At 66.1% G+C, this 23,865-nt stretch carries 22 protein-coding genes; 3 read left to right on the forward strand and 19 right to left on the reverse strand.

Annotation, left to right across the window (positions count from 1 at the left end; translation table 11 throughout):
• Positions 1-101: 101 nt before the first annotated feature.
• The 16 genes from JI664_RS06625 to JI664_RS06700 all read right to left on the reverse strand — a co-directional run bounded on the left by JI664_RS06625 (position 102) and on the right by JI664_RS06700 (position 17,170).
• Positions 102-833, reverse strand: a complete 732-nt coding sequence (locus tag JI664_RS06625; protein ID WP_207012945.1) for an ABC transporter ATP-binding protein — start codon at positions 831-833, stop codon at positions 102-104.
• Positions 830-1,612, reverse strand: a complete 783-nt coding sequence (locus JI664_RS06630) for an MlaE family ABC transporter permease (RefSeq protein ID WP_207012946.1) — start codon at positions 1,610-1,612, stop codon at positions 830-832. Before JI664_RS06630 ends, JI664_RS06625 begins: the two co-directional genes overlap by 4 nt.
• Complete coding sequence (gene alr, locus JI664_RS06635) at positions 1,609-2,652, reverse strand: alanine racemase (RefSeq protein WP_207012947.1); 1,044 nt, start codon at positions 2,650-2,652, stop codon at positions 1,609-1,611. Before alr ends, JI664_RS06630 begins: the two co-directional genes overlap by 4 nt.
• Positions 2,653-2,911: 259 nt before the next feature.
• Positions 2,912-3,826 (reverse strand): c-type cytochrome, encoded by a 915-nt coding sequence (locus JI664_RS06640; RefSeq protein ID WP_207012948.1) that lies wholly within the window; start codon positions 3,824-3,826, stop codon positions 2,912-2,914.
• Between the two features lie 6 nt (positions 3,827-3,832).
• Positions 3,833-4,294, reverse strand: a complete 462-nt coding sequence (locus JI664_RS06645; protein WP_207012949.1) for a c-type cytochrome — start codon at positions 4,292-4,294, stop codon at positions 3,833-3,835.
• A 151-nt stretch (positions 4,295-4,445) separates the two neighbouring features.
• On the reverse strand, positions 4,446-5,255 hold the full coding sequence (locus JI664_RS06650; RefSeq protein WP_207012950.1) for a sulfotransferase family 2 domain-containing protein: 810 nt from the start codon (positions 5,253-5,255) through the stop codon (positions 4,446-4,448).
• A gap of 57 nt (positions 5,256-5,312) precedes the next feature.
• Entirely contained in the window at positions 5,313-7,286 is a 1,974-nt protein-coding gene (locus JI664_RS06655) for an acyltransferase family protein (RefSeq protein ID WP_207012951.1), read from the reverse strand.
• Complete coding sequence (locus tag JI664_RS06660) at positions 7,283-8,065, reverse strand: sulfotransferase family 2 domain-containing protein (protein WP_207012952.1); 783 nt, start codon at positions 8,063-8,065, stop codon at positions 7,283-7,285. The genes JI664_RS06655 and JI664_RS06660 overlap by 4 nt, the downstream gene beginning before the upstream one ends.
• A 37-nt stretch (positions 8,066-8,102) precedes the next feature.
• Positions 8,103-9,407, reverse strand: a complete 1,305-nt coding sequence (locus tag JI664_RS06665; protein ID WP_207012953.1) for a 3-deoxy-D-manno-octulosonic acid transferase — start codon at positions 9,405-9,407, stop codon at positions 8,103-8,105.
• A 210-nt stretch (positions 9,408-9,617) separates the two neighbouring features.
• Positions 9,618-10,412, reverse strand: coding sequence for a carnitinyl-CoA dehydratase (locus JI664_RS06670; protein ID WP_207012954.1), 795 nt, complete (start codon positions 10,410-10,412; stop codon positions 9,618-9,620).
• Positions 10,409-12,442, reverse strand: coding sequence for an acetate--CoA ligase family protein (locus JI664_RS06675; RefSeq protein ID WP_207012955.1), 2,034 nt, complete (start codon positions 12,440-12,442; stop codon positions 10,409-10,411). Before JI664_RS06675 ends, JI664_RS06670 begins: the two co-directional genes overlap by 4 nt.
• 84 nt (positions 12,443-12,526) lie before the next feature.
• Positions 12,527-13,690: an acyl-CoA dehydrogenase family protein gene (locus JI664_RS06680; protein ID WP_207012956.1), complete on the reverse strand. Its 1,164-nt coding sequence runs from the start codon at positions 13,688-13,690 to the stop codon at positions 12,527-12,529.
• Positions 13,691-13,703: 13 nt separating this feature from the next.
• Positions 13,704-14,459, reverse strand: a complete 756-nt coding sequence (locus JI664_RS06685) for an SDR family oxidoreductase (RefSeq protein ID WP_207012957.1) — start codon at positions 14,457-14,459, stop codon at positions 13,704-13,706.
• Positions 14,456-15,922, reverse strand: a complete 1,467-nt coding sequence (locus tag JI664_RS06690) for a carnitine 3-dehydrogenase (RefSeq protein WP_207012958.1) — start codon at positions 15,920-15,922, stop codon at positions 14,456-14,458. Before JI664_RS06690 ends, JI664_RS06685 begins: the two co-directional genes overlap by 4 nt.
• Positions 15,923-15,935: 13 nt before the next feature.
• A complete protein-coding gene (locus tag JI664_RS06695) occupies positions 15,936-16,265 on the reverse strand; it encodes a hypothetical protein (RefSeq protein WP_207012959.1) in 330 nt (109 codons plus the stop codon).
• Complete coding sequence (locus tag JI664_RS06700) at positions 16,262-17,170, reverse strand: 3-keto-5-aminohexanoate cleavage protein (RefSeq protein ID WP_207012960.1); 909 nt, start codon at positions 17,168-17,170, stop codon at positions 16,262-16,264. The genes JI664_RS06695 and JI664_RS06700 overlap by 4 nt, the downstream gene beginning before the upstream one ends.
• 69 nt (positions 17,171-17,239) lie before the next feature.
• Between JI664_RS06700 and JI664_RS06705 the strand changes: the two genes are divergently transcribed.
• The gene (locus JI664_RS06705; protein WP_207012961.1) at positions 17,240-18,223 is read left to right on the forward strand and encodes a GlxA family transcriptional regulator; all 984 of its coding nucleotides are present in this window, start codon (positions 17,240-17,242) and stop codon (positions 18,221-18,223) included.
• Between the two features lie 144 nt (positions 18,224-18,367).
• On the opposite strand, the gene tyrS is transcribed toward JI664_RS06705, so the two are convergent.
• The gene (gene tyrS / locus JI664_RS06710) at positions 18,368-19,618 is read right to left on the reverse strand and encodes a tyrosine--tRNA ligase (protein WP_207012962.1); all 1,251 of its coding nucleotides are present in this window, start codon (positions 19,616-19,618) and stop codon (positions 18,368-18,370) included.
• Between the two features lie 98 nt (positions 19,619-19,716).
• On the opposite strand from tyrS, the gene JI664_RS06715 reads away from it, so the two are divergent.
• Positions 19,717-20,796 (forward strand): anhydro-N-acetylmuramic acid kinase, encoded by a 1,080-nt coding sequence (locus JI664_RS06715; protein WP_207012963.1) that lies wholly within the window; start codon positions 19,717-19,719, stop codon positions 20,794-20,796.
• Between the two features lie 186 nt (positions 20,797-20,982).
• Here JI664_RS06715 and JI664_RS06720 read toward each other — a convergent pair whose 3' ends face one another.
• Both JI664_RS06720 and JI664_RS06725 read right to left on the reverse strand, forming a co-directional pair.
• Positions 20,983-21,576 (reverse strand): TetR family transcriptional regulator C-terminal domain-containing protein, encoded by a 594-nt coding sequence (locus JI664_RS06720; RefSeq protein ID WP_207012964.1) that lies wholly within the window; start codon positions 21,574-21,576, stop codon positions 20,983-20,985.
• Positions 21,573-22,181: a TetR/AcrR family transcriptional regulator gene (locus JI664_RS06725; protein WP_286173913.1), complete on the reverse strand. Its 609-nt coding sequence runs from the start codon at positions 22,179-22,181 to the stop codon at positions 21,573-21,575. The genes JI664_RS06720 and JI664_RS06725 overlap by 4 nt, the downstream gene beginning before the upstream one ends.
• Before the next feature lie 285 nt (positions 22,182-22,466).
• Here JI664_RS06725 and JI664_RS06730 point away from each other — a divergent pair, with 285 nt between their 5' ends.
• Entirely contained in the window at positions 22,467-23,807 is a 1,341-nt protein-coding gene (locus JI664_RS06730; RefSeq protein WP_207012966.1) for an aspartate aminotransferase family protein, read from the forward strand.
• Positions 23,808-23,865 lie beyond the last annotated feature (58 nt).

Genomic DNA, 23,865 nt, shown 5'->3' on the forward strand with positions numbered 1-23,865 from the left:
GCCCGCGCCGCCCATCTTTGATCCGGAAATATCCTCGGGGGTGAATTGGCCGAAGGCCAAGAGGGGGGCAGACAGCCCCCTTGCGCCTCGGACACCAGCGCTCAGCGCAGGGTCGCGATCGGCCCCTCGACTCGCCCTTGCGTGAATTGCCGCATGACCGGGTCCTCGCTGGTCAGTGCCTCGGCAGCTGGGCCTTCCCAGTGGATGCGCCCGTCATGCAGCATTGCCACCCGGTCGCCCACCTCGCGCAACGTCGTCATGTCATGCGTGATCGTCACCGCCGTCGCGCCCATCTCGGTCACGACCGAGCGGATCAGCGCGTTGATCACCGCCGCCATGATCGGGTCCAGCCCCGCCGTCGGCTCGTCGAAAAACAGGATCGGCGGATCGCCGGCGATGGCACGCGCCAGCCCCACGCGTTTCTGCATCCCGCCCGACAGCTCGGCCGGGTAGAGATCGGCGACGCGTTCATCCAACCCGACCCGCGCCAGCTTTTCGACGGCCAGCGCCCGGGCGTGGGCACGCTGACGGCCGCGCAACATGCGGAAGGCCACGTTCTGCCAGACGGGCAGCGAGTCGAACAGGGCCGCGCCCTGAAACAGCATGCCGACATGCGCAGCCAGCGCCTGTGGCTTGGGATTGCGCAGCCCGGCGATCTCGACCGTGCCGCTATCGGCGCGCTCCAGCCCCAGAAGGCAGCGCAGCAGCACGGATTTTCCGGTGCCCGACCCGCCGATGACCACAAGGCTCTGGCCCTGTTCCAGCGTGAAACCCACCCCGCGCAGAACCTGCTTGGGGCCGAAGGCTTTGCTTAGATCGGTGGCGCGGATCATGTGGAAAAGAACGCTTCGGTCAGCAGGTAATTGGCGGCAAGGATCAGGACCGAGGCCAGCACGACCGCCGATTTCGTGGCCTCGCCCACGCCTTGCGCGCCCCGGCCCGAATTCATGCCGAAGAAACAGCCCGCCAGCGCCACGAGGAAGCCGAACACGGCCCCCTTCACGAGGCCCGAGGCAACGTCCCAGAATTGCAGGAATTCCAGCGTGTTGCGCAGATAGGTCGGGCCGTCGAATCCCAGCCGCGTGACGCCCACCGCGTAGCCGCCCAGAATGCCGATGGAATCGCCCGCCGCCACCAGAACCGGCATCGCCAGCGTGGCCGCGATCACGCGCGGGACGGTGAGATACTGCATCGGCTCAACAGCCAAGGTGCGCAGCGCGTCCAGCTGTTCGGAGACCTTCATCGTGCCGATCTCGGCGGCGATGGACGACGCCACGCGCGCGGCGACCATCAACCCGCCCAGCACTGGCCCCAATTCGCGCACCATGCCGATCGCGGTGATCGAGGGGACCGCGAATTCTGCGCCATAGCGCGCGGAGCCGGCGAAGATCTGCAAGGCGAGCGCGGCGCCGGTGAACAGCGCGGTCATCCCCACCACCGGTAGCGACAGCCAGCCGATCTGCATCAGTTGCGCGCCGATCTCTCGCGGGTACCAGGGCGGGCGAAAGACCCAGCCGAGGGCCTGCGCGCCGAAGCCCATAAAGCGGCCGATGGCGCCCAGAATGCCCGCCGTCCCGCGCCCGGTCGCGCCCAGAAGGGTCGTGGGGCTCATGCCCCGCCGCCCAGATAGCGCCGCCGGTAGCGGCCGCCCAGCGAGGTCAGGATTTCGTAGCCGATCGTCCCCGCCGCATCGGCCAGCATGTCGACGGTCTGGCGCGCGTTGAGAAGGTCGAGCGTCTCGGGCGGGGTCGGAAGATCGGTCACGTCGACGCCGATCAGGTCCATCGAAATGCGCCCAACGGTCGGGCAGGGCTGATCGCCCGCCCAGAGCTGCAGCTTGTGCGACAGCGCGCGGTGGATGCCGTCGGCATAGCCCGCCGCGACCGTGGCGATGCGCGAGGCGCGCGCGGCGGTCCAGGTATTGCCGTAGCCCACCGTCTCGCCCGGTTCGACATCACGGATCTGGATCACCGGCAGCGACAGATGCGCAACCGCGCGCGCGTCTTCAAAGGGCAGGCCGCCGTAAAGACCCACGCCCGGACGGCTGAGGTCGAAATGGTAATCAGGCCCCAGCAGCATACCGCCGGTTGCCGCCAGCGAACGCGGCGCGTCCAGATCCTGCGTCATCTGCACGAAGGCGTCGCGCTGCTGGGCGTTCATGGCGTGATCGGGCTCATCCGCGCAGGCGAGATGCGACATCACCAGCTGCGGCGCGTTCGGCAGGCCGATCTGGCGCACGGCGGCCCATTCGGGCGGCTCCATCCCCAGCCGGTTCATGCCCGAATCGAGCTGTACGCCGTATGGATGATCGGGGAGCGTTTCGAGATGGCGCGCCATCTGTTCGGCCGAGTTGAGAAGCGGGATCAGCCCCAGCTCGCGCAGCATCGCCGCGTCGCCGTCCATGTGGCCCGAGAAAACGAAGATCCGCGGGCCGTTGCCCAGAACCTTGCGGATCGCCAGACCTTCCTCGGCCAGCGCGATGAAGAAGCTCCGCGCGCCGGCCTCCGCCAGCCTGCGGGCGACGCGGCTGGATCCGAGGCCATAGCCGTCGGCCTTGACCGTCGCGCCGGTTTCGGAGCGGGAGAGTTTCGCAAGCCGCTGCCAGTTATCGGCGAGGGCGTCGAGATCGATGGTCAGAAGGGGGGCGCTCATGGCCCGTGGTTTGGCCCCCGGCCCGGCGTCAAGTCAAGCGGGAAAACACGCTGCGCGACCTTCCGCTCAGCCTGTGGATAAGTCGCCTCAAAATCGGCACATTCGGAAATGAACCTCTTGTGCAGGAAATGCGACAGATAGATGAAGCGCGAGCGATTCGAAGAACCGTATCGTGCAGTAACCAAGGACAGGACAATGTCGACCAACGCTCGTAAGAACGCCCCCAAGCCGGCCCCGAAAAAAGGCCAGACCCATCGGTTCACGGATTGGGCGATGATCTGAGCGCCACGAGATACGCAGCGATTGCCGCCCTGTCCGGGGCGGCAATCCGGCTCATGTTTTCAATGACATCAGCCATCTCGCCGCCGGCCGTATCGAATTCGGGCGTAAAGCCGGATTCCAGATAGGCGGCAATATCGAAGGCGGTCCAGCCTTCGGGCGGCAAAGCCGGAATGCGGCCCTGACCGGCCGGGTTCGGCGCTCCTGCCAGCCATTGATCCCGCTCAAGCCCGCCGATCGCATCGCGCGGCGTGTGGCACTCGGCGCAATGCCCCAGAGCCTCGACCAGATACTGCCCGCGCGCCAGTTCGGCGTCGTCGAAAGCGGGCGTCGCGTAATCGTCATGCAGGTTGAGCAGCTTCCAAAGCCCCAACCCCCGCCGGAACGAGAATGGAAAGCCCACATCATGCGCGCGCGAGGGCGTCGCATCGGCGGGCAATGTCTGCCAGAAGGCCCAGAGATCGGCGATATCCTCGGGCGTGGCATGGGTATAGGTCGTGTAGGGGAAGGCGGGGTAGTAATGCGCGCCCTCGGGCGAGACGCCCTGCAAGAGCGCATGCGCGAATTGCGGCAAGGTCCAGCCGCCGATGCCGTGTTCCACATCGGGCGAGATGTTAGGCGCGTAGAACGTACCGAAATCGCTGGGGAAACTGCGGCCGCCAGCCAGCACCATGCGGTGTTCGGGCGCCGCGCCGGGGGCAAGGTCGGGGGCGCTGTGACAGCTGGCACAGCCCGCCGCCCAGAACACCGCCTCGCCCGCCTGCGCGTCGCCCTCATGCGCAGAGAGCGCCGCCAACGTTTCGTCGGACAGACTGGCTGGCCGTGTCAGCATCCAGAAGGCACCGCCCGCAAGGACGGCAAGGACAGCGACTCCGCCCGCCAGTCTTCCGATCATCGTCGCTTACTCCGGCTGGCGGAACGTGCGGTGACAGGCCGAGCAGTTCTGGCCGATACCGCCCAGAGCCGCCTGCAGGCTGGCCAGATCGGTGCCGACCGAGCCCATCGCCGATTCCGCCGAGGCCGTGAGCGCCTGCGCGGCGGCGTCGAATTCGGCCCGGTTTTCCCAGATCGCGGGCAGGGCGCGCGAATCTGCGGTTGCGCCGACTTCGGTGCCTTCGGGCCACATGCGGTCGGCATGGGCCATCGAGACGTGATAGATCGCCGTCGCGGCTTCGGTCGCCAGTTCGGGATCGTAATCCATCCGCGCCTGCGCCATGCCGCCCAGCACACCAAGATTATAGGCGTAAAGCTGCATCAGCGCGTGACGCGCGTTGACGTTGGGATCGGTCGGTTCCTCGGCTTGGGCGAGGGTGGGCAGAACCATGGCGGCTGCGAGTGCGGCTGCGCTCAGGTAACGGAACATCGGAAACTCCCTGTACGTTGCGTACCCCGAGGATAGACGCACAGGCCGGTTCGTGTGGTCGCGAATGCGTGATCGACGGGAATTTCTTTGCACAAAGATTGTGTATCAGCGCACGGAGAAGCGACAAGGTCCTGCTCGGGCGCACACAGCGTCACGCCGTCACAGGATCGCCCTCGTGAAAGGCAGTATCGTAGCCTAAGGCGGTGAAATCGCGGGCATAGAGGCGCGCGACGCGGGTGGCCAGATCGGGCGTATAGAACGCCGGCATCCGGTCCGAGGCGCCGGTCTTCTTGCCCTCGTCCGAAGGGTAGGCCTTGCGCAGCTTCCCTGCATCGAACGGAACCCGCGCGCGCGTCAGCGCGCGTTCCAGATCCGCACCCAGCGTCTCGAACCGGATCACCGCGTCGAACTTCGATACCGGGCCAGCGATCAGCTTCGTCTGAAGGTCCCAGTGTCCGTCCTTCGACAGCCCACCCTGTTCAAGCCAAGTCACGAAGGCTGCGAACCCTTCGGGCGACAGGTCGAAATTGCCATATGACTTCTGGTATTTCTCTTCGCGGAACTTATCGAGAAACGCTGACAATACGCGCGAATACGGATTGCGCACCACGACGATCCAGCACAGCCGGTCAAGCTCGGCACGCTGATCTGCCGACAGGTCGAAGGGTGTCAGCGCTTCCCATTTTGCCTGATCGCGATGCGTCTCGCCGTCGCCCGCCAGTTCCCGAAACAGCAGCGCCAGCGTGGTATTGGCGTTCTTCTTTACACGGTTGTAAGCGACGCCCAGCCCGGGATAGACCGCGACGCGGTGAAGGGTTCCCACCCGCAACGCTGTGCCGAAGCGCCGCCGCAGATGCAGCAGGACGAGGGGGGCGCGCAGCAGAAAACCTCCGTAGCGCGTCAGCTTCTTGCTCAGCGCAACGCGGGTCTTGCTACCAGACTGGGTCCTGATTTCGGTCATTGCTACGTCCCGCGGATCACTTGCACCATAGGCGCGGGGCGGAATCGCTTCAATACGTCACTGTTGGCCCGGATCGGCCACCAGAACCGGCGTCAGACGCCCCCCCAGCCATTCGAGCCCCGCGCGCCCCAGATGATCGCCGTCCCGCCACAACAAGCGCTCGCAGGTCAGGAAATCCTCGGGCATCGTCAGGTCCAGCGCGGCGGGCTGGTCCACGACGCGCAGGTTCGGGACGTCGGCGGTCATGGTCTCGATCACCGTGGTGAGACGCTCGAAAATCGCGTGCTGGCCCGGACGCAGGGCGAAGGCATAATCGCAGCCGCGCTCCATGATCCAGCTGTCCGGAATATGCAGCTCGATCCTCGGGGATAGCCAGACCACGGGCACATGTTCCGCGAGTTGCGCGGCATAGGCTTCGTTGGCGGCAATGACATCGGTCAGGAGAGTGATGTCATCCTCGGGGATCGCGGCATCGGGGGCGTAATAACGAAACAGGCTCTCGGTCCGGCGGCCGCCCGGCCCCTCGATCAGCCGCTGACCCGCGACTTCGAACACCACTTCGGAAAAGAGATCCGGCGTTTCTTCAACCAAGGTGGCGAAGCGGTCAAACCCGCATTCGTCACGCGGGGTATCGGGGCGGCAATTGCCCTGCGTCATGCCGTAAAGGAACGGCGCGGCCTCGGCCATGATAAGGGCATCGGCGAGATTGATGGCGTGGCTGTCGCCGACGATGGCAAGCCCCGGCCCGTATTCGGCGCGGCATCGCGCAAGCCGGGCAGGGGTGTCAGGTCCGACCACCCGTTCGTTGAAGCGGCAATCGCCGTCGTCGAGGTGACGAATCAGCTCGCGCGCGGGCGCGAAGAGGGCGTAGGTCCGGCGCTCGGTTTCGCTGGCATGGCGCAGCCAGAGTGCTGCGCGCCCCTCGGTGGTCCAGCCCCATAGGCCGAACAGCACGAACACCGCGATGCCGGCGAGCGAAGCCGCGAAGACCTGCCAACGGCGCGGCAGCAAGGCCTTGCGGGCACCGCCCGTGCGGAAGGGTTGCTCGACAAAGCGCCAGCTGAGCCAGGCGAGGACCAGCGACAGCCCCGAGAGCCCGAGCATCATCAGCGTGCCCGGCTCATGGTCGCCGGCGGCGCGCGCGAAGACGAAGACCGGATTGTGCCACAGATAGGCCGAATAGCTCACCAGCCCGATCGCGACGATCGGCCGCCACGACAAGAGCCGCGCGGCGAGGCTGCCTTCGGACAGGATCAGCGCGACCGAGCCGCCCACCGGCAGCAGCGCCCAGAGCGAGGGGAACGGCACCGAACGGTCCAGCGTGACCACCGCCACCACGATGGCCGCGAGCCCGGCCAGACCCAGCCCTTCGCGCAACGCGCGTCCGGGTCGGGCGGGGATCAGCGCACACAGCGCGCCCGCACCCAGTTCCCACGCGCGCGACGGCAGGAAATAGAAGCTTTCAGCCGGGTAATGCCGCCATGCCCATTCCGAAAAGACCAGCGATGCCAGCGTGATCGCCGCCACACCCCAGGCCAGCGACCGCGCCCGGCCCAGCCGCCACAGCCCCCACAGGATCAGCGGGAACAGGATATAGAACTGCTCTTCCACCGCCAGCGACCATGTGTGCAACAGCGGCACCGCATCGGCCGACGGCGCGAAATAATCCACCTCGCTGATGAACAGCATGTTGGACAGGAACAGTGCCACGGAAAAGACCGAAGCCGAGAAATCCTTGAAGGCGGGCGGCATCATCAGCAGATGCGCCACCACCGCGCTGACCGCCATCATCACGAACAGCGCGGGCAGGATCCGCCGCGCGCGCCGCTCGTAGAAGCGGGCGATGGAATAGCGCCCCGCCGCCAGATCGCCCGCCAGAATGCCGGTGATCAGATAGCCCGAGATGACGAAGAACACATCCACGCCCACGAATCCGCCCGAAAAGCCGGGAAAGCCCGCGTGAAAGGCGATGACCGGCAGAACGGCGACGGCGCGGAGGCCGTCGATATCGGCGCGGTATTTCTGGCTCATGGGCGATCCTTGGGGTCATAGTCCAGGGCTGCGAAATCGTCGGCATAGAGCCGCGCCACAAGCGCCGCGCGCTCGGGCGTGTAGAAGGTGCCAAGCTGCCGGTCGGCGCCGGTCTGCTTACCCTTGTCGCCCTTGTGCTCGCCGCCCAACGCATCCTCGGGCAGGGTCAGGCCGCGCGATTGCAGAAAGGCCACGGCATCCGCGCGCAGGGTTTCGAACCGCAGCACCGCGTCGTAGCGCGCCAGAGGCAGGGCGATCAGCCGCACCTGTTTGTCCCAATGCGCATCGCGCGTCAGGCCGCCTGCATCGAGCCAGTCAAGAAAGGCGCCGAACCCGTCGGGCGTCAGCGCGAAATCTCCGTGCTTGCGGCGGTATTCCTCGAACCGGAACTTGTCGAGAAAGGCCGACAGAACGCGGGAATACGGGTTCCTAACGGTTACGAAGACCGCGAAATCGTCGAGCCGGGCCAGATCATCTGCAGGCAGTTCGAACAGGTTGGCCGCCGCGTCCTTGGCCTGATCCGAGAGTGTGGATCGCCCGGTTTCCAGCTCGTGCAGCAGCAGGATCAGCGCGGAATTGGCATTCTTTTTCACGCGGTTGAACGCCAGCCCCAACCCCGGATAAAAAGCCAGCCGCCGCAAGGCCTTGCGCTGCGCCACGCGCTTGCCATAGCGCCGGTCGATTGCGGCCAGCGCGCGGGGCGCGCGGATCAGGTTGCGCAGGTTGCGCGCCAGAAGCGGCAGGCCCGACATCCCGCGTTCATCTTGGTGCTGCGTCATTGTGCTTGCCCTTCAGTTCTTGCCCTGCGCACCGGTGTCATCGCTGGCCGATCTGCGCGATCAGCGCCTCGATCGCGGCCAGCGACACGGCGAGCGGGTGCATATTCTCGGCCTGAACCCGCGCCGCGCCGTCGAGATAAGGCTTGCGGAACGCGGGGTCCTGCGCGGCGACCACCGCCCGCGCCATCGCCGCGGCATCGGCGACTTCCAGCGCGCCGCCGGCGGCCTTGAGCCGTCCATAGGCTTCGGTGAAATTCCCCACATCGGGGCCATGCACCACCATCGCGCCCAGAGCGACGGCTTCGAACGGGTTCTTGCCGGTCAAGGGCGTGCCCGCAACGCGCAGGGAATTGCCGGTATAGGCGACCGGCGCCAGCCGGTACCACAGCCCCATCTCGCCGATCGTGTCGGCGATATAGACCTTGGTGGCCGCTGTGATCGGCTCTCCGCGCGAGCGCCGCGCGATGGCCTCGGGCGCGAACAGCGCGCGGGCGGCGGTCTCGGTCCTGTCGGCCTCGGTCCGCTGGCGTGGGGCGATGAGGAACAGCATGTCCGGGCAATCGCGCAGGGCCAGCGCCTGCGCCTGCATCAATTGCGGCTCTTCGATCACCTTGGTCGAAGCCGCAAGCCAGACAGGCCGCCCGCCGATCTGCGCTTCGAGCGCCGCCCGCTCGTCGGGGCGGTCGGGCAGCGGGTCCGATGCGGCCTTGAGCACACCCATCACCGACATCTTGTCCGCCGGGGCGCCCAGATCCTTATACCGCTCCATCGAGGCCTCATCCTGAACGAGGATGCGGTCGAAGAGGTTCATCAGATAGCCGTTGGTCGCGGCCATCCGGCTGCGTCGGCGATAGCGCCGCTCGGTCACATGCGTATTGATCAGCATCATCGGCACACCGGCCCGATGCGCGCGGGTCAGCATCACCGGCCACATATCGGCCTCGGCCACGATCAGTGCATCGGGCCGCCAATGCGCCAGCACCCGCCGGACCGCTCCGGGATAATCGGCGGGCGCATAGGCGTGGATCACCCGGTCAGGCAGGCCGCGCGCCTCAAGCGCATTCGCCGAAGCCAGCGTATGCGTGGTGAGCAGCACGTTGAGCGCCGGATGCTGCGCCGTCAGCCGGTCGAGCAGCGTGATCAACGCCTGTGATTCCCCGACCGAGACGGCATGGAACCACAAAAGCGCGCCGTCGGGGCGGGCAGGCAGGCCGTATCCCAGCTTCTCGCGCCCGCGCACGGCATCCTCGCGCCCCTTGCGCTGACGCAGCCGCAGAGCCAGCCGCCACAACGGGGCCGAAACCGTGGCGAAGGCAAGATACAGGCGCAACAGAAGCGGCATGGCGGGGACCCTTTCCCGGCGGGGATAGCCGGGGGGCGTCAGCGGTGCAAGGGCGAGGGGTTTCGCCCTTATCGCCCGCGCTTGCGCGCGGTCTCTTCGGGCGACCAGCGCGGGGGGCATTCTGCCCCCCGTACCCCCTGAGGATATTCTCAGAACAAAGATGAAGGGTGCTTTCACGCTTGGATAACGGGGCGCCCGCGCCGGGCTGTGTCAGCGTCCCTTCCAGACCGGGTCGCGTTTCTCGGTAAAGGCGATTTGCCCCTCTTTCATGTCCTCGGAATCGTAGAGCCGGTCCACGCTGGCGAATTGCCGCTTGGTGACCCGGTTCAGCGCGTCCTGAAACCGCATGTCCTCGGCCTCGCGCACGATTTCCTTGATCGCGGCGAAGACCAGCGGCGGCCCGGCTTCGAGATGCCGCGCTAGTTCCCATGCCTTGGTCATAAGCTCGGCCTGCGGGACGATCTCTTTGATCAGGCCCCAGCGCTGCGCCTCCTCGGCATCGAACCAGCGGCCGGTCAGCAAAAGGTCCATCGCGGCGTGATAGGGGATCCGCTTGGGCAGCCGGATCGTCGCCGCATCGGCCACCGTGCCTGAGCGGATCTCGGGCAGGGCGAAGGTCGCGTGGTCGGCGGCAAGGATCAGGTCGCAGCTGAGCGCCAGCTCGAAGCCGCCGCCGAAGCAGATGCCGTTGACTGCCGCGATCACCGGCTTGTTGAGATGGGGCAGTTCCTGCAACCCGCCGAAACCGCCGACGCCATAATCGCCGTCGACCTCGTCGCCGCCTGCTGCCGCTTTCAGATCCCAGCCAGGGCAGAAGAACTTCTCGCCCGCCCCCGTGACGATCGCCACGCGCAGGGTTTCGTCGTCGCGGAACTCCTTGAACACCTCGCCCATGATCCGGCTGGTCGCGAGGTCGATCGCATTGGCCTTCGGGCGGTCCAGCGTGACCTCGAGGATACCGCCCTCGCGCCGGGTTCTGATCGGGCCTTCGGTCCGGTCGTTCATGTCTCTCTCCATATCACTGCATCCACGGCAACCGCGCGATCCTGCGTCAGGATCAGCGGGTTTACCTCGATTTCGCGCAAGGCGGGGTCGGCCGCCATCATCGCCTGCATCGCCAGCGCGGCCTCGATCGCCGCGCCCATAGCCGGGCGGGGCCGCCCGCGCCAGCCATCCAGCATCGGCCAGAGCCTGAGCTGCCGCAGCGCCGCCGCGATCTCGGGCCCTGTCACCGGCGCCACCAGCGTGACCGTATCGGCCAGAAGCTCGGCCGTCACGCCCCCCAGACCCAGCGTCAGCGTCGCGCCATAGACCGGGTCGCGGCGAAGGCCGATCAGCATCTCGGCGACGCCGCCGGTCACCATTTCTTCCAGCAGGTAGCCCTGCACGCCGTCCATCGGGCTTTCGCGGGTGGGATCGGTGACCCCCAGCCGCACCGCACCGGCCTCGGTCTTGTGCGCAAGGCCGAGGCCTTTGAGCGCGAAAGGCCCGGTCAACCCGCTAGCGTCGAGCGCCATGGGCGTCGAACCCGTTACGCCGCGCGGCACGGCGATCCCGGCTGTGGCGAGCAGGGCCTTCGCGGCGGCCTCGTCCAGCATCGCGGCGTCTTCACCGGCGGTGACAGGCCAGGGCCGCCAGCCGCTGCTGCGCGGTTTGGCCCGCACTGCGACCAGTGCTTCCAGCGCGGTCTCGAGCCCCATGAGTGGCACCACGCCCCGAGCGATCATCGCCTCGGCCCGGCCTTCGTCGAAATTCTCGGGCATCGAGGCCACGGGAAAGGCGGGTTTTCCGGTCATGGTCTGCGCGGTTTCGATGGCTTGCAGCGCGGCCTCGAAGCTCGACGGATCGCAGCGATCGGGGCGCGGCGGGTCGATCAGATAGATCCCTGCGTCATAGCCTTCGAGCATCCCGGCGAAGACCTCGGTCGTCTTTTCCAGATCGCCCCAGATGAAGGTGTGGTAATCGAGCGGGTTCGCCATCGTGACAAGCGGACCCAGCACCGCGCCCAGCCGTTCTTTCTGCGCCGTGCTCGGCGGCTCGAAAACGATCCCCGCCGCGTCGCCCAGATCCGCCACCAGACCCGCTTCGCCACCCGAACACGACAGCGAACACAGGCGGTCGCCGATTTCAGGCCCATGAACATGCACGATCTTCAGCGCCTCGATCAGCCCGCCCAGCGTCGCAACTTCGGCCACGCCCAGTTGCCGCAGGAAGGCTTGCGACGCCGCGCCACCCCCTGCCAGAGCCGCCGTGTGGCTGGCAGCAGCGGCACGCGAGGCATCGGTCTTGCCCGATTTCAGCGCGACGATCCCCTTGCCCGCCGCGCGTGCAGACTCCGCCAGCGCAGCGAAGGCGCCCGCATCGTCGAAGCCCTCGACGTAAAGCCCCAGCGCCGTCACCCGCTCATCGCCCAGCAGCGCGTCGCCCAGCTCGGCCAGACCCACCTGTGCCGCATTGCCCAGACAGGCGACATAGGCCACCGGCATGCCGCGCGCCTGCATCGTCAGGTTGATGACGATGTTCGACGACTGGCTGATCAGCGCGACGCCGCGTTCCACCCGCTTGCCGCCGTGCTGGTCGGGCCACAAAAGCGCCCCGTCGAGATAGTTGATCACGCCGTAGCAATTGGGGCCGAGGACCGGCATATCTCCGGCCGCTTCGACCAGCTGCGCCTGAAGCGCCTGCTCGCCGCTCTCTTCCCAACCCGATGCGAAACAGATCGCGCCGCCCGCGCCCATGGCCGACAGTTCGGCCACGACTTCGAGTGTCGCATAGCGATTGACGCCGATGAACACAGCATCGGGCGGTTCGGGCAAATCGGCGAGGCTGCGAAAACAGGCCACGTCGCCAATCTCATCGCGCGTCGGATGCACCGGCCAGACGGGCCCGTCGAAGCCCATCTTCTGGCATTGCTCGATCACATTGGCCGCCCAGCCCGCGCCCAGAACGGCGATCGAGCGGGGGCGCATCAGGCGCGAAAGCCGGTTGTCATGAAGACGCGCGTCATGGCGTGGCGGCCGGGACCGATTGCCCATCTTTGTTCTCCAAATATCCACGGGTTTCCAAAGGGGGCGTGCCCCCTTTGGCGAGGGGGACCGGGGGGCGAGAAGCCCCCCGGACTAGCCGCCGACCGAGCGCAGCATTTCGCGCGAAATGATGTGGCGCTGAATTTCAGACGTCCCTTCCCAGATCCGCTCGACCCGCGCATCGCGCCAGATCCGTTCGAGCGGCAGCTCGTCCATCAGGCCCATCCCGCCATGGATCTGGATTGCCTCGTCCGCGATCATCGCCAGCGCCTCGGTCGCTTTCAGCTTGGCCATCGCCATGTCGCCGTCGGTGACGCTGCCCTCGTCGAATTTCCACGCGGCCTCGTAGGTCAGAAGTTCGGCGGCCTTCAGCTCCAGCGCCATGTCGGCCAGCTTGAAGGAAACGCCCTGAAATTTGCCGATCTGCTGGCCGAATTGCTTCCTTTCGGCGGCATAGGACAGCGCGTGGTCCAGCGCGCGCTGCGCCCGGCCGATCGAGGTCGCGGCGACCTGCAGCCGGGTCGCGCCCAACCAGTCATTGGCCACATCGAAGCCCTTGTGGACCTCGCCCAGCACATTCTCGGCCGGGACGCGGCAATCGTCGAATTCCAGCACCGAATTCGTGTAGCCGCGATGCGAGACATTGCGGTAGCCGTCACGCACGGTGAACCCTTTGGTGCCCTCGTCGACGAAGAAGGCGGTGATCTTCTTCTTCTTGCCGCGCGGCGTGTCCTCTTCACCGGTAGCGAGGAAGGCGATGGTAAAGCCCGCGACATCGGCATGGCTGATGAAATGCTTGGTGCCGTTCAGGATCCAGTCGTTGCCGTCCTGTTTCGCGCTGGCCTGCATCCCGCGCAGATCCGATCCCGCGCCCGGCTCGGTCATCGCCAGACAATCCCAGGTCTCGCCGCGGATGCAGGGCATGAGGTATTTCTCGCGCTGCTCGGGCGTGCCGGCGAGCAGGATGTTCGAGGGCCGCGCCACGCAGGTCCAGTGCAGCGCGTAATTCGCCCGGCCCAGTTCGCGCTCGTAGAGCAACCATGACAGCGTATCGAGCCCCGCGCCGCCGACATCTTCGGGCATGTTCGCGGCGTAAAGCCCTGCCTCCATGGCCTTTTTCTGCAGCTCGCGGATCAGCTCCATTGGCAGGTGGCCGGTCCGCTCGACCAGCGCTTCGTGCGGGTAAAGCTCGGTCTCGACAAAGGCCCGCGTCGTGTCGACAATCATCCGCTGTTCGTCGGTCAAACCAAAATGCATATCTGTCAGCTCCTTACGGGTCGACGTTATAGGTGTAGCCGTCCACGGCCATCGCCTGTCCGGTGATCATCTTCGCGCCGTCCGAGGCAAGGAAGACGGCCATCGCGGCGATGTCCTGTGGATCGGCCATGCGTTTGAGCGCGCTGCCCGAGACGTAAAGCGCGCGGATCTCGCCGGGCGTCTTGCCCTTGGCGCCGGCCTCGGCCTCGATCACGCGGTCCATGCGCGCGCCGGACACCGAGCCGGGGCAGATCGCGTTCGAGCGGATGCCGCGCGGCCCCAGCTCCATCGCGATGGATTTGGCCAGCCCGATCACCCCCCATTTCGCCGCCGAATAGGGCGCGCGGAACGGCATGCCCTCAAGGCCCGCGGTGGAGGAGGTGAAGCTCATCACGCCCTTGCCCTGCGGCAGCATCAGCCGCGCGCCCATGCGGCCTGCCAGCATCGCGCCGGTCAGGTTGACGGCGACGCAGCGATTCCATTCGGACAACTCCATCGTCTCGATCCCGGCGGTCGGTCCCTTGATCCCCGCATTGGCGCAGAGCACGTCGAGCCCGCCCCAATCCTCGGCAATCCGGGCTTCCAGTGCGGCCATTTGCCCCTCATCGGCGCTGTCGCACTGCGTGCTGTGCCAGTCCGACGGCGCCTGCGCGAGCGCGCCGGGATCGACATCGGTGATCCAGACCCGGTCACCCAGATCGGCGAAAGCCTGCGCCATCGCCAGCCCGATGCCCGAGGCTCCGGCGGTGATGAGAACGCGGCGGCTCACCTGCGGCGCTCGCCCACATGGCGGCCCGCTGTCGCGGGGCGGTCGAGCGCCTTGTGCGCCTCGACAATCGGCATCAGCCGTTCCAGCACTTCGGGCTTCGCCGGGCACGCCTTGCCCGCCTTCATGTCCACATGCAGCAGCATCTGCTCGATCGAGGCAACCAGTGCGCCGTCCCGCTCTATCCGGATGAACAGATGCAGGCGCTTTTCATCGGCCGAGAGTACCTGAACCGAGCCGGTCAGCCGGTCGCCCAGCTTCGCTTCGCCCGCATGCATGATGTGGCTTTCGGCGGTGTAATAGCTGTGGCCTGCCGAGACATAATCGATCCCGGCGCCGATATGGCGCAGGAAGGCGTCGCAGGTCTCGGACGAGGCGAACAGGTACCGGCTTTCGGTCATGTGGCCGTTGTAATCGATCCAACCGGGCAGCACCTGCATATGAGCCAGCACCATCGGCTGCGCCGTTTCGGGCGTGGGATCGGAGGCCGTGGTGCGGCGGCGGGCATCGTGTTCCAGCAGCACCTTGCCGGCGCCCCAGTTGCTGTCTTTCAGTACGCGCATGAAGCCGATCAGGTTGCGGTCGCGGATGCGCTCAAGCTCGCGGATCGAGTGCATGCCCGATTGCGCGTCCGACTGACCGGCGATCAGATCGACCAATTCGTCGTTGTATTCCGGCACATCCATCAGCCGCGTCCACGGCCAGCTCAGACAGGGGCCGAACTGGTCGAGGAAGTGCTTCATCCCGGCTTCACCCCCGGCGATGCGGTAGGTTTCGAACAGGCCCATCTGGCCCCAACGCAGGCCGAAGCCCATGCGGATCGCTTCGTCGATTTCCTCGGTCGTGGCGACGCCGTCCTTGACCAGCCAAAGCGCCTCGCGCCAGACGGCTTCGAGGAAACGGTCGGCGATATGGGCGTCGATTTCCTTTCGGACATGCAGCGGGAACATCCCGATCTCGCGCAGGATTTCCTTCGCCTTTTCAATTGCTCCCGCGTCGTTCTTCTCGGAAGGAACGACCTCGGCCAGTGGCAGCAGGTAGACCGGATTGAACGGATGCGCGACGAAGATGCTGGCCGGATTGGCGGCGTTTTCCTGCAATTGCGAGGGTTTGAACCCTGACGTGGACGACCCCATCGGCACATGCGGCGCCGATTGCTGGATCTGGGCATAGACGCGATGCTTCAGGTCCAGTCGCTCGGACACGGATTCCTGAATGTATTCAGAACCCTCCACGGCGTCGTGAATGTTGTCTTCGAAGGTCAGGACGCCCTCGGGCGGCATCGGCACATCGGCCAGCGCGGGTAGCGCCGCGCGGGCATTGGCCAGAACCTCGGCCACCTTGCGGGGGGCTTCGGGGTCGGGGTCGAAGACCGACACGTTCCACCCCGAGAGCAGGAAACGGGCGGCCCAGCCACCCCCGATGACGCCCCCACCGATGATGGCGGCCTTGCGATTGTTGGACATGGATATCTCCGGGTCAGTCGACGCAGATGTCGACGCGTTCACCGTCTTCGGCGAGGAAAGCGTAGCAGCCGAACGGGTAGTTATAGGTTGCGCAGGTGCGCGTGTCGGCGTCGCAATAGGACGAGCAGTCGGACGCGACCGAACAGCTTTCACCGGCCTGAGGCGAGCGTGTCGCGCACATCTCGTTGCCGCTGAGCCCGGCTATCATCACCTGGCCGCCCGCCGACTCGCATTGCGCGCGCGCGTCGGGCGCGAGTCTCTCGGACGGCGGCATCCCGCCGTCATCGGACGGTGTGCAGGCGGCAAGCGCCACGATCATCGACAGGATCAGCGGCAGTTTCACAGCGGCGCCCGCTTTTGGAGCTTCAGGCGCGTGCGTACCTCGTCCGGGGTGATGACCCGCGCGCCCATGTTCTCGGTGATGGTCACGGCGCGCTCGACCAGCTGCGCGTTGGTCGCCAAGACGCCTTTGTCGAGCCACAGGTTGTCTTCCAGACCCACCCGCACATTGCCACCCGCCAGAACCGAGGCGGCGACATAAGCCATCTGATGGCGTCCCAGCGCAAAGGCCGACCAGTGCCAGTCTGCGGGCACGTTGTTGACCATCGCCATGAAGGTATTCAGATCGTCCGGCGCCCCCCACGGCACGCCCATGCACAGCTGCACCAGAACCGGGTCCTTGATGATGCCTTCGCTGACAAGCTGCTTGGCGAACCACAGATGGCCGGTATCGAAGGCTTCGATCTCGATCTGCACACCCGAATCGGTCATGCGCTGCGCCATGTCGCGCAGCATGCCGGGCGTGTTGACCATGACGTAATCGGCTTCGGCGAAGTTCATTGTGCCGCAATCGAGGGTACAGATCTCGGGACGGCAATCGACGACGTGCTGCACGCGCTCGGCGGCGCCGGCCATGTCTGATGTCTGCGACATGCGGTTCATCGCCTCGGTGCCGTCGAACATCAGGTCGCCGCCCATCCCGGCGGTCAGGTTCAACACGACATCGGTGCCCGAATCGCGGATCCGCTCGGTCACTTCGCGGTAGAGGGCCGGATCGCGCGAGGGGACGCCCGTTTCAGGATCGCGGACATGGCAATGGACGATGGCGGCACCCGCCTTGGCCGCGTCGATCGCGCTGTCAGCGATCTGCTGCGGCGAGCGGGGCACATGCGGGCTGCGGTCCTGCGTCCCGCCCGAGCCGGTGATGGCGGCGGTGATGAAGACCTCGCGGTTCATGGTCAGAGGCATTGGTTTCTCCCGTGTTCCGGCCAGCGTAACAGGGTTGCGGCACAAGAATTGGCGCAGTACGAAACCAATATGGCAATTTCCGAAACCATTTTTGCGCCGTCCAACGCCACGTTGGAGATCGCGGTGCTGGTCCTTCCGCGCGCTTCGATCCTCGAAGTGGCCTCGGTGCTCGACCCGATCCGCTCGGCCAACCGGCATCTGGGGCGCGAAGGCTTCCGCTGGCGCGTGGTCTCGCCCGATGGTGGGTCGGTGCCGCTGACCTGTGGTATCGAGCTGCCGTCGAAGGGCGGGCTATCCGTTGCCGAGGGCGCGGATGTGCTGATCGCCGTGGCGGGGTATGGCCAATCTGAGGGCGCGCCGCGCAGCGTCATCGCCGGGCTCAGACGCATGGCGGGGCGCTTCCGGGCCGTGGGCGGCGTCGATGCCGGGCCCTGGGTTCTGGCGCGGGCAGGTTTGCTCGACGGACACCGCGCCACCGTGCATTGGGAGGATATGGAGGATTTCGCCACGGCCTTTCCGGCTGTGGATGTCGTGCCCGATCGTTTCGTCGTCTCGCGCAACCGGTTCACGGCGGGCGGCGCGGTGCCCGCCGCCGACCTGATGCTGCATCTGATCGGCAGCCGTTGCGGGGCGGGCGTTGCGGGGCAGGTGGCGGATTCGTTCCTCTACGACGCGCGCGCGGACGGGACACGCCCGCAGCGCACAGGGCTGGTGCCGGGCGCGCGCGACCCAAGGCTGTCGGCGGCGCTGACCCTGATGAGCCGCAATCTGGAAGAGCCGCTGAGCCTTGATCGGATCGCGCAGGATCAGGGGGTCGGCGTGCGTCGGCTTGAGCAATTGTTCCGCGACGGCTTGGGGCAGGGGCCGGGCGCGGCCTATCTGGAATTGCGGCTACAGGGCGCGCGGCGGCTGATGGCCGATACCACCCATCCGGTGCAAGAGATCGCACTGCGCTTCGGGTTCAGCGACCAGTCGGGCTTTTCGCGCGCTTTCCGTCGTCGTTTCGGCCACCCGCCGCGCGCGATGCGCAGCGGGCGGGCGAATGCGGTCTGACACTTCCCTGTCGATCGCTCAATCGCCTTGGTCTGAGGCGGCTGTGGGTAAAGTGTTCGGCGCCTAGGTGCGCGGGAGCTTTAGCAAACGAAGTAAAGGGCTTATCGAGGCCCTTAAATGACAGGCAAATAAATGCCTGACATTTTATCCAAGCGTGACCAGCGCGTGACGCTTGCGTCCGGCGGTCAGTTTCAGCGGCGACGACAGGTCGGCGCCGGTGATCACCAGAGCGGTGTCGCCCAGCGTCTCGTCATTCATCCGCGCGCCACCTTCCGCGATCAGCCGCTTCGCGTCCTTGCCCGATTTCGCCAGCCCCGCACGCACGAAGAGCTGCACGATCGACACGCCCTCGGCCGCCTCTTCGGCAGAGAGGGCGACGCGCGGCAGATCCTCGCCCAGACCGCCTTGCTCGAAGACAGCCTTCGCGGTCGCTTCGGCGGCGGCTGCCGCCTCGGCCCCGTGGCACAGCGTGGTGACTTCGCGCGCAAGGACGATCTTGCCCTCGTTGATCTCCGATCCCTGCAGCGCGCCCAGACGGTCGCATTCCTCGACCGGAAGCTCGGTATAGAGCTTCAGGAAGCGGCCCACATCGGCATCGGTCGTGTTGCGCCAGAACTGCCAGAATTCGTAGGGGCTGAGCATATCGCCATTGAGCCAGACCGCGCCGCCCTGCGACTTGCCCATCTTCCGCCCGTCCGAGGTGGTCAGAAGCGGCGTCGTCAGGCCGAAGATCTGCTCGTCGATCACCCGACGCGTCAGGTCGATGCCGTTGACAATATTGCCCCACTGATCCGACCCGCCCATCTGCAACAGGCAACCATAGCGGCGCCGCAGCTCGAGGAAATCGTAGGCCTGCAGGATCATGTAGTTGAATTCGAGGAACGACAGCGATTGTTCGCGGTCGATGCGCGACTTGACGCTTTCGAAGCTGAGCATCCGGTTGACCGAGAAATGCCGCCCGATATCGCGCAGGAATTCGAGGTAATTCAGGCTGTCGAGCCATTCCGCATTGTTGCGCATGATGGCATCGGTCGGCCCGTCGCCATAGCTGAGGTACTTGGCGAAGACATCCTTCATGCTGGCAATGTTCTCGTCGATCGCCTCGGGCGTGAGCAGCGGACGCTCGTCCGAGCGGAAGGACGGGTCGCCCACCTTGGTCGTGCCGCCGCCCATCAGCGTGATCGGCTTGTTGCCGGTCTTCTGGAACCAGCGCAGCAGCATGATGTTCAGCAGATGCCCGACATGCAGCGATTTCGCCGTCGCGTCATAGCCGATATAGGCAGGCACGACGCCCTTGAGCAGCGCTTCGTCGAGACCTTCGAGGTCGGTGCAATCGGCAAGGAAGCCGCGCTCGATGATGATGCGCAGGAAGTCCGATTTCGGCTGATGGGTCATGTCTTGTGTCCGGTCATTTCGCTTGTCTTCACCGCGCGGGTCGGGCTGTCTATAGACCGAAGCGCCCGTGAAGGGAAAGAGCCGCGAAAGGTTGCGCGATGAAGAAGGCAGGGATGCAGCGCGTGCTGGGCACGATGTCGGGGACTTCGCTCGACGGGGTCGACGCGGCGGTGCTTGTGACGGACGGGATCGATATCGGCGGCTTTGGCGAAACGGCCTACCGGCCCTATAGCGACGACGAACGCGATATCCTGCGCGCGGCCCTGGGCAGCTGGCCGGGGTCCGCCTTGGCCGAGGCGGCGGCCGAAGTGGTCGAGCTGGCCCATGCCGAGCTGCTGGCGGGGTTCCGCAACGTGGATCTCGTGGGCTTCCACGGCCAGACACTGGCGCATGAGCCGGGCGGTCGCGGCACGCATCAGGCCGGATCGGGGCAGGATCTGGCGCAGGCGCTGGGTTGGCCGGTGGTCTGGGATTTCCGCTCGACCGATGTGCGGCTGGGCGGGCAGGGCGCGCCGCTCGCGCCCTTCTATCATCACGCTCTGGCGCGGCGGATCGGGGCCGACGGGCCCCTGGTCTTTCTCAATCTCGGCGGCGTGGCGAATGTGACATGGTGCGATCCGCGTGTACCCGCGCCCGAACATGCCTGCCTTGCCTTCGATTGTGGAACGGCCAACGCGCCGATGGACGATTACTGCATGACGCATCTGGGCTGCACGCGCGACGAGGACGGCGCGCGCGCTGCAAAGGGCGACCCCGACGCCGCGCGGCTTGACGCCTATATCGCGCATCCGTTTTTCCGGCGTATGCCGCCCAAGTCGCTCGACCGCGCCGCCCCGGTTCCCGATACGCAGGGTCTCTCTCCGGACGACGCGCTGGCAACCCTCGCCGCTGCCTGTGCTGCGGGCGTGTCGCTGGCCTTCGAGCACTTCCCTGAACCGCCCGCGCAGATGCTGGTCTGCGGCGGAGGACGCCGAAACGCGACGCTGATGGCGATGATCGGCGCGGGCTGCGACTGTTCGGTGGCACCGGTCGAGGCTGCCGGGCTCGACGGCGACATGATCGAGGCGCAGGCTTTCGCCTATCTCGCCGCCCGTGTCGCACGCGGCTTGCCGACCTCGGCTCCGGGCACGACCGGCGTGGCCGCGCCCGTCGGCGGCGGCACGCTGAGCCGACCCTGACGCGCGACCCGATGCGGGCAGGGGGGGCTGTCTGCCCCCCTCGCGCTTACGCGCTCACCCCCTGGGATATTTAGAGATTAAAGATGGGCTGTTAGGCTTTCGTTAACCGCGCATCTTTAATCCCAAAACATCCCAGGGGGTCCGGGGGAGGATCCCCCGGGATCGACGCTGGCGCGCGGCTCGCGGTCAGGGCTGCAAGAGCTTGTCGAACAGCGTTTCCAGAAAGCCGTCGGCGCCGTCCATCGGGTCCGCGCCGTCGCGGATCAGGCGGATCTGGGCGTCGAAATCGGCGTAATGCTGGGTTAGGGCCCAGATCGAGAAGATCAGATGATAAGGATCGACGGCGGCGATCTGGCCCATCGAGATCCAGCGGCGGATGACGACCGCCTGATCGTCGACCAGGCGTTTCAGGTCGCCGCTGATCTGATCGGCGAGGCGGGGCGCGCCTTGCAGGACTTCATTCGCGAAGAGCCGCGATTCGCGCGGAAGTTCGCGCGACATCTGCAGTTTGCGGCGCATATAGGCGAGGATCTCTTCGCGCCCGTTGCCATCGGGGTTCATCGCGCGCAAAGGGGCGAGCCAGATATCCAGCAGGTCGTCGAGAAGCGCACGGTGCATCGCTTCCTTGCTGTCGAAATAATAGAGCAGGTTCGGTTTCGACAGCCCGGCGACCCCCGCGATCTGATCGAGCGTGGCGCCGCGAAAGCCTTGGGCCGAGAAGACGTCAAGCGCCGCCTCGAGGATCCGGCGCCGGTTGCGCCGCTGGATGCGGGTGGTCATGCGGGCGGGTCCGAATCGATGCCGATGCCGCGCAGGATGATGTCGCACACCGTTTCCGTGGCGCCGGCCCATTGTGCATCGTCGAGCGGCCCGTGATTGAGCGTTTCGATCTGGTGTGCGAAATCGGCGTAATGCTGGGTCGTGGCCCAGATCATGTAGAGCAGCCAGCGCGGATCGATTGGGCGAACCCGACCTTCGTCGATCCAGCGGCGGATCACCGTGACTCGGGTTTCGGTCCAGCTGCGCAGATTAGTTTCCAGATAATCCTGAATGATCGGCGCGCCGTGCATCACCTCGTTGGCCCAGACCTTTGAGCCGTAGCGGTGTTCGCGCGAGAGTTGCATCTTGCGGGCGATGTAGCTGCGCAAGGCCACGTCCGGGCTGCCTTCGGTCTCGAAACTGTCCGCCGCTTCGAGCCAGATGGTAAAGATCCGCTCGACCACGCGGCGGTAGAGCTTTTCCTTGGATGCAAAATAATAGTGCAGGTTTGCCTTTGGCAGGCCGCAACTATCGGCGATGGCCTGCATCGTCGCGCCGCCGAAGCCCTTTTCGGCGAAAACCACTTCGGCCGCGTCGAGGATCGCTCGTTCGGTCTCTTCGCGCATGCTTGCGCGGCTGCCTGATTTTTCAGCGCCCCCGGTCTGAGCCATGCGCGCCTTGCCCCCTGTCCGGCTGTCGTGCAGCCGTCTACCTGCCGTTACCCTGCCGCACTATCCGGCCCGCTTCGCGGCACCTTGACTGGTTGGTCAGGTCTGCTAGCGTCGTTTATGCACCGGGGCTTTTCGGCCCGGTTTCAACGAGAATAGGCAAGCGCCCGGCCAGTGACAACCCAGTGACAACCGCCCGTCTTGTTGGTTGCACCGAGCCGGGCCCCGCCTTCGGAGACAGATATGAGCCTCGACCATTCCGGTAAGCCCGCCGTGGCCCCCAACGATCTGAGCGCCTTCTGGATGCCGTTCACGGCCAACCGCCAGTTCAAGCAGAACCCGCGGATGCTGGTGGCGTCGAAGGACATGCATTACACGAGTGCCGATGGCCGGCAGGTGCTGGATGGCACTGCGGGCCTGTGGTGCTGCAATGCCGGTCATTGCCGCCCGAAGATCGTTGAGGCGATCCAGAAATCCGCAGCCGAACTGGATTACGCGCCCGCGTTCCAGATGGGTCACCCTGCGGCGTTCGAACTGGCGAACCGGCTGGTCGACATGTCGCCCGACGGGTTCGACCATGTCTTTTTCACCAATTCCGGCTCTGAATCGGTCGATACCGCGCTGAAGATCGCGCTGGCCTATCACCGCGCACGGGGCGAGGGGCAACGCACGCGCCTCGTCGGCCGCGAGAAGGGTTATCACGGGGTGGGCTTCGGCGGCATCTCGGTCGGCGGTCTGGTGAATAACCGGCGCGTTTTCGGCACGCTTCTGAACGGCGTCGATCACCTGCCGCATACCTATCTGCCCGAAGAAAACCGCTGGTCCAAGGGCATCCCCGAGCATGGGGCGTGGCTGGCCGAGGATCTTGAGCGCAAGATCGCCCTGCACGGCGCCGACACGATCGCGGCGGTGATCGTCGAGCCCGTCGCGGGGTCGGCGGGCGTGATCCTGCCGCCCAAGGGCTATCTGGAAAAGCTGCGCGAGATCACGAAGAAACACGGCATTCTGCTGATCTTCGACGAAGTGATCACCGGGTTCGGCCGTCTGGGCACGCCCTTTGCCGCCGATTTCTTCGGTGTGATGCCGGACATGATGACCACGGCCAAGGGCCTGACCTCGGGCACGGTGCCGATGGGTGCGGTCTTTACCACGGGCGACGTGCACGACGCCTTCATGACCGGCCCCGAGCACATGATCGAGCTGTTTCACGGGTATACCTATTCCGGCTCGCCCATCGCCTGCGCGGCCGCTTTGGCGACGCAGGATATCTACCGCGAAGAGGGCCTTTTCCAGCGCGCCGCCGAAATCGCGCCCTATTGGGAAGAGGCGCTGCACTCGCTCAAGGGCACGAAACACGTGATCGATATCCGCAATCTCGGGCTTATCGGCGCGATCGAGCTTGAGCCGATCCCGGGCGAACCCACAAAGCGCGCCTTCTCGGCCTTCCTCAAAGCCTATGAGAAGGGCATCCTGATCCGCACCACGGGGGACATCATCGCCATGTCGCCGCCGCTGATCATCGAGAAAGAGCATGTCGATCAGCTTGTCGGGACGATCAAGGACGTGCTGGAAGCGCTCGACTGACCGGAAATGCGCGGCGCGCGGCCTGTCGCCGTGCCGCCGTTGCCGGGCCACGGGGGCG

Origin of the sequence: Rhodobacter sp. NTK016B, assembly GCF_017303295.1 — a bacterium.
In the GTDB taxonomy this organism is placed as follows: domain Bacteria; phylum Pseudomonadota; class Alphaproteobacteria; order Rhodobacterales; family Rhodobacteraceae; genus Pararhodobacter.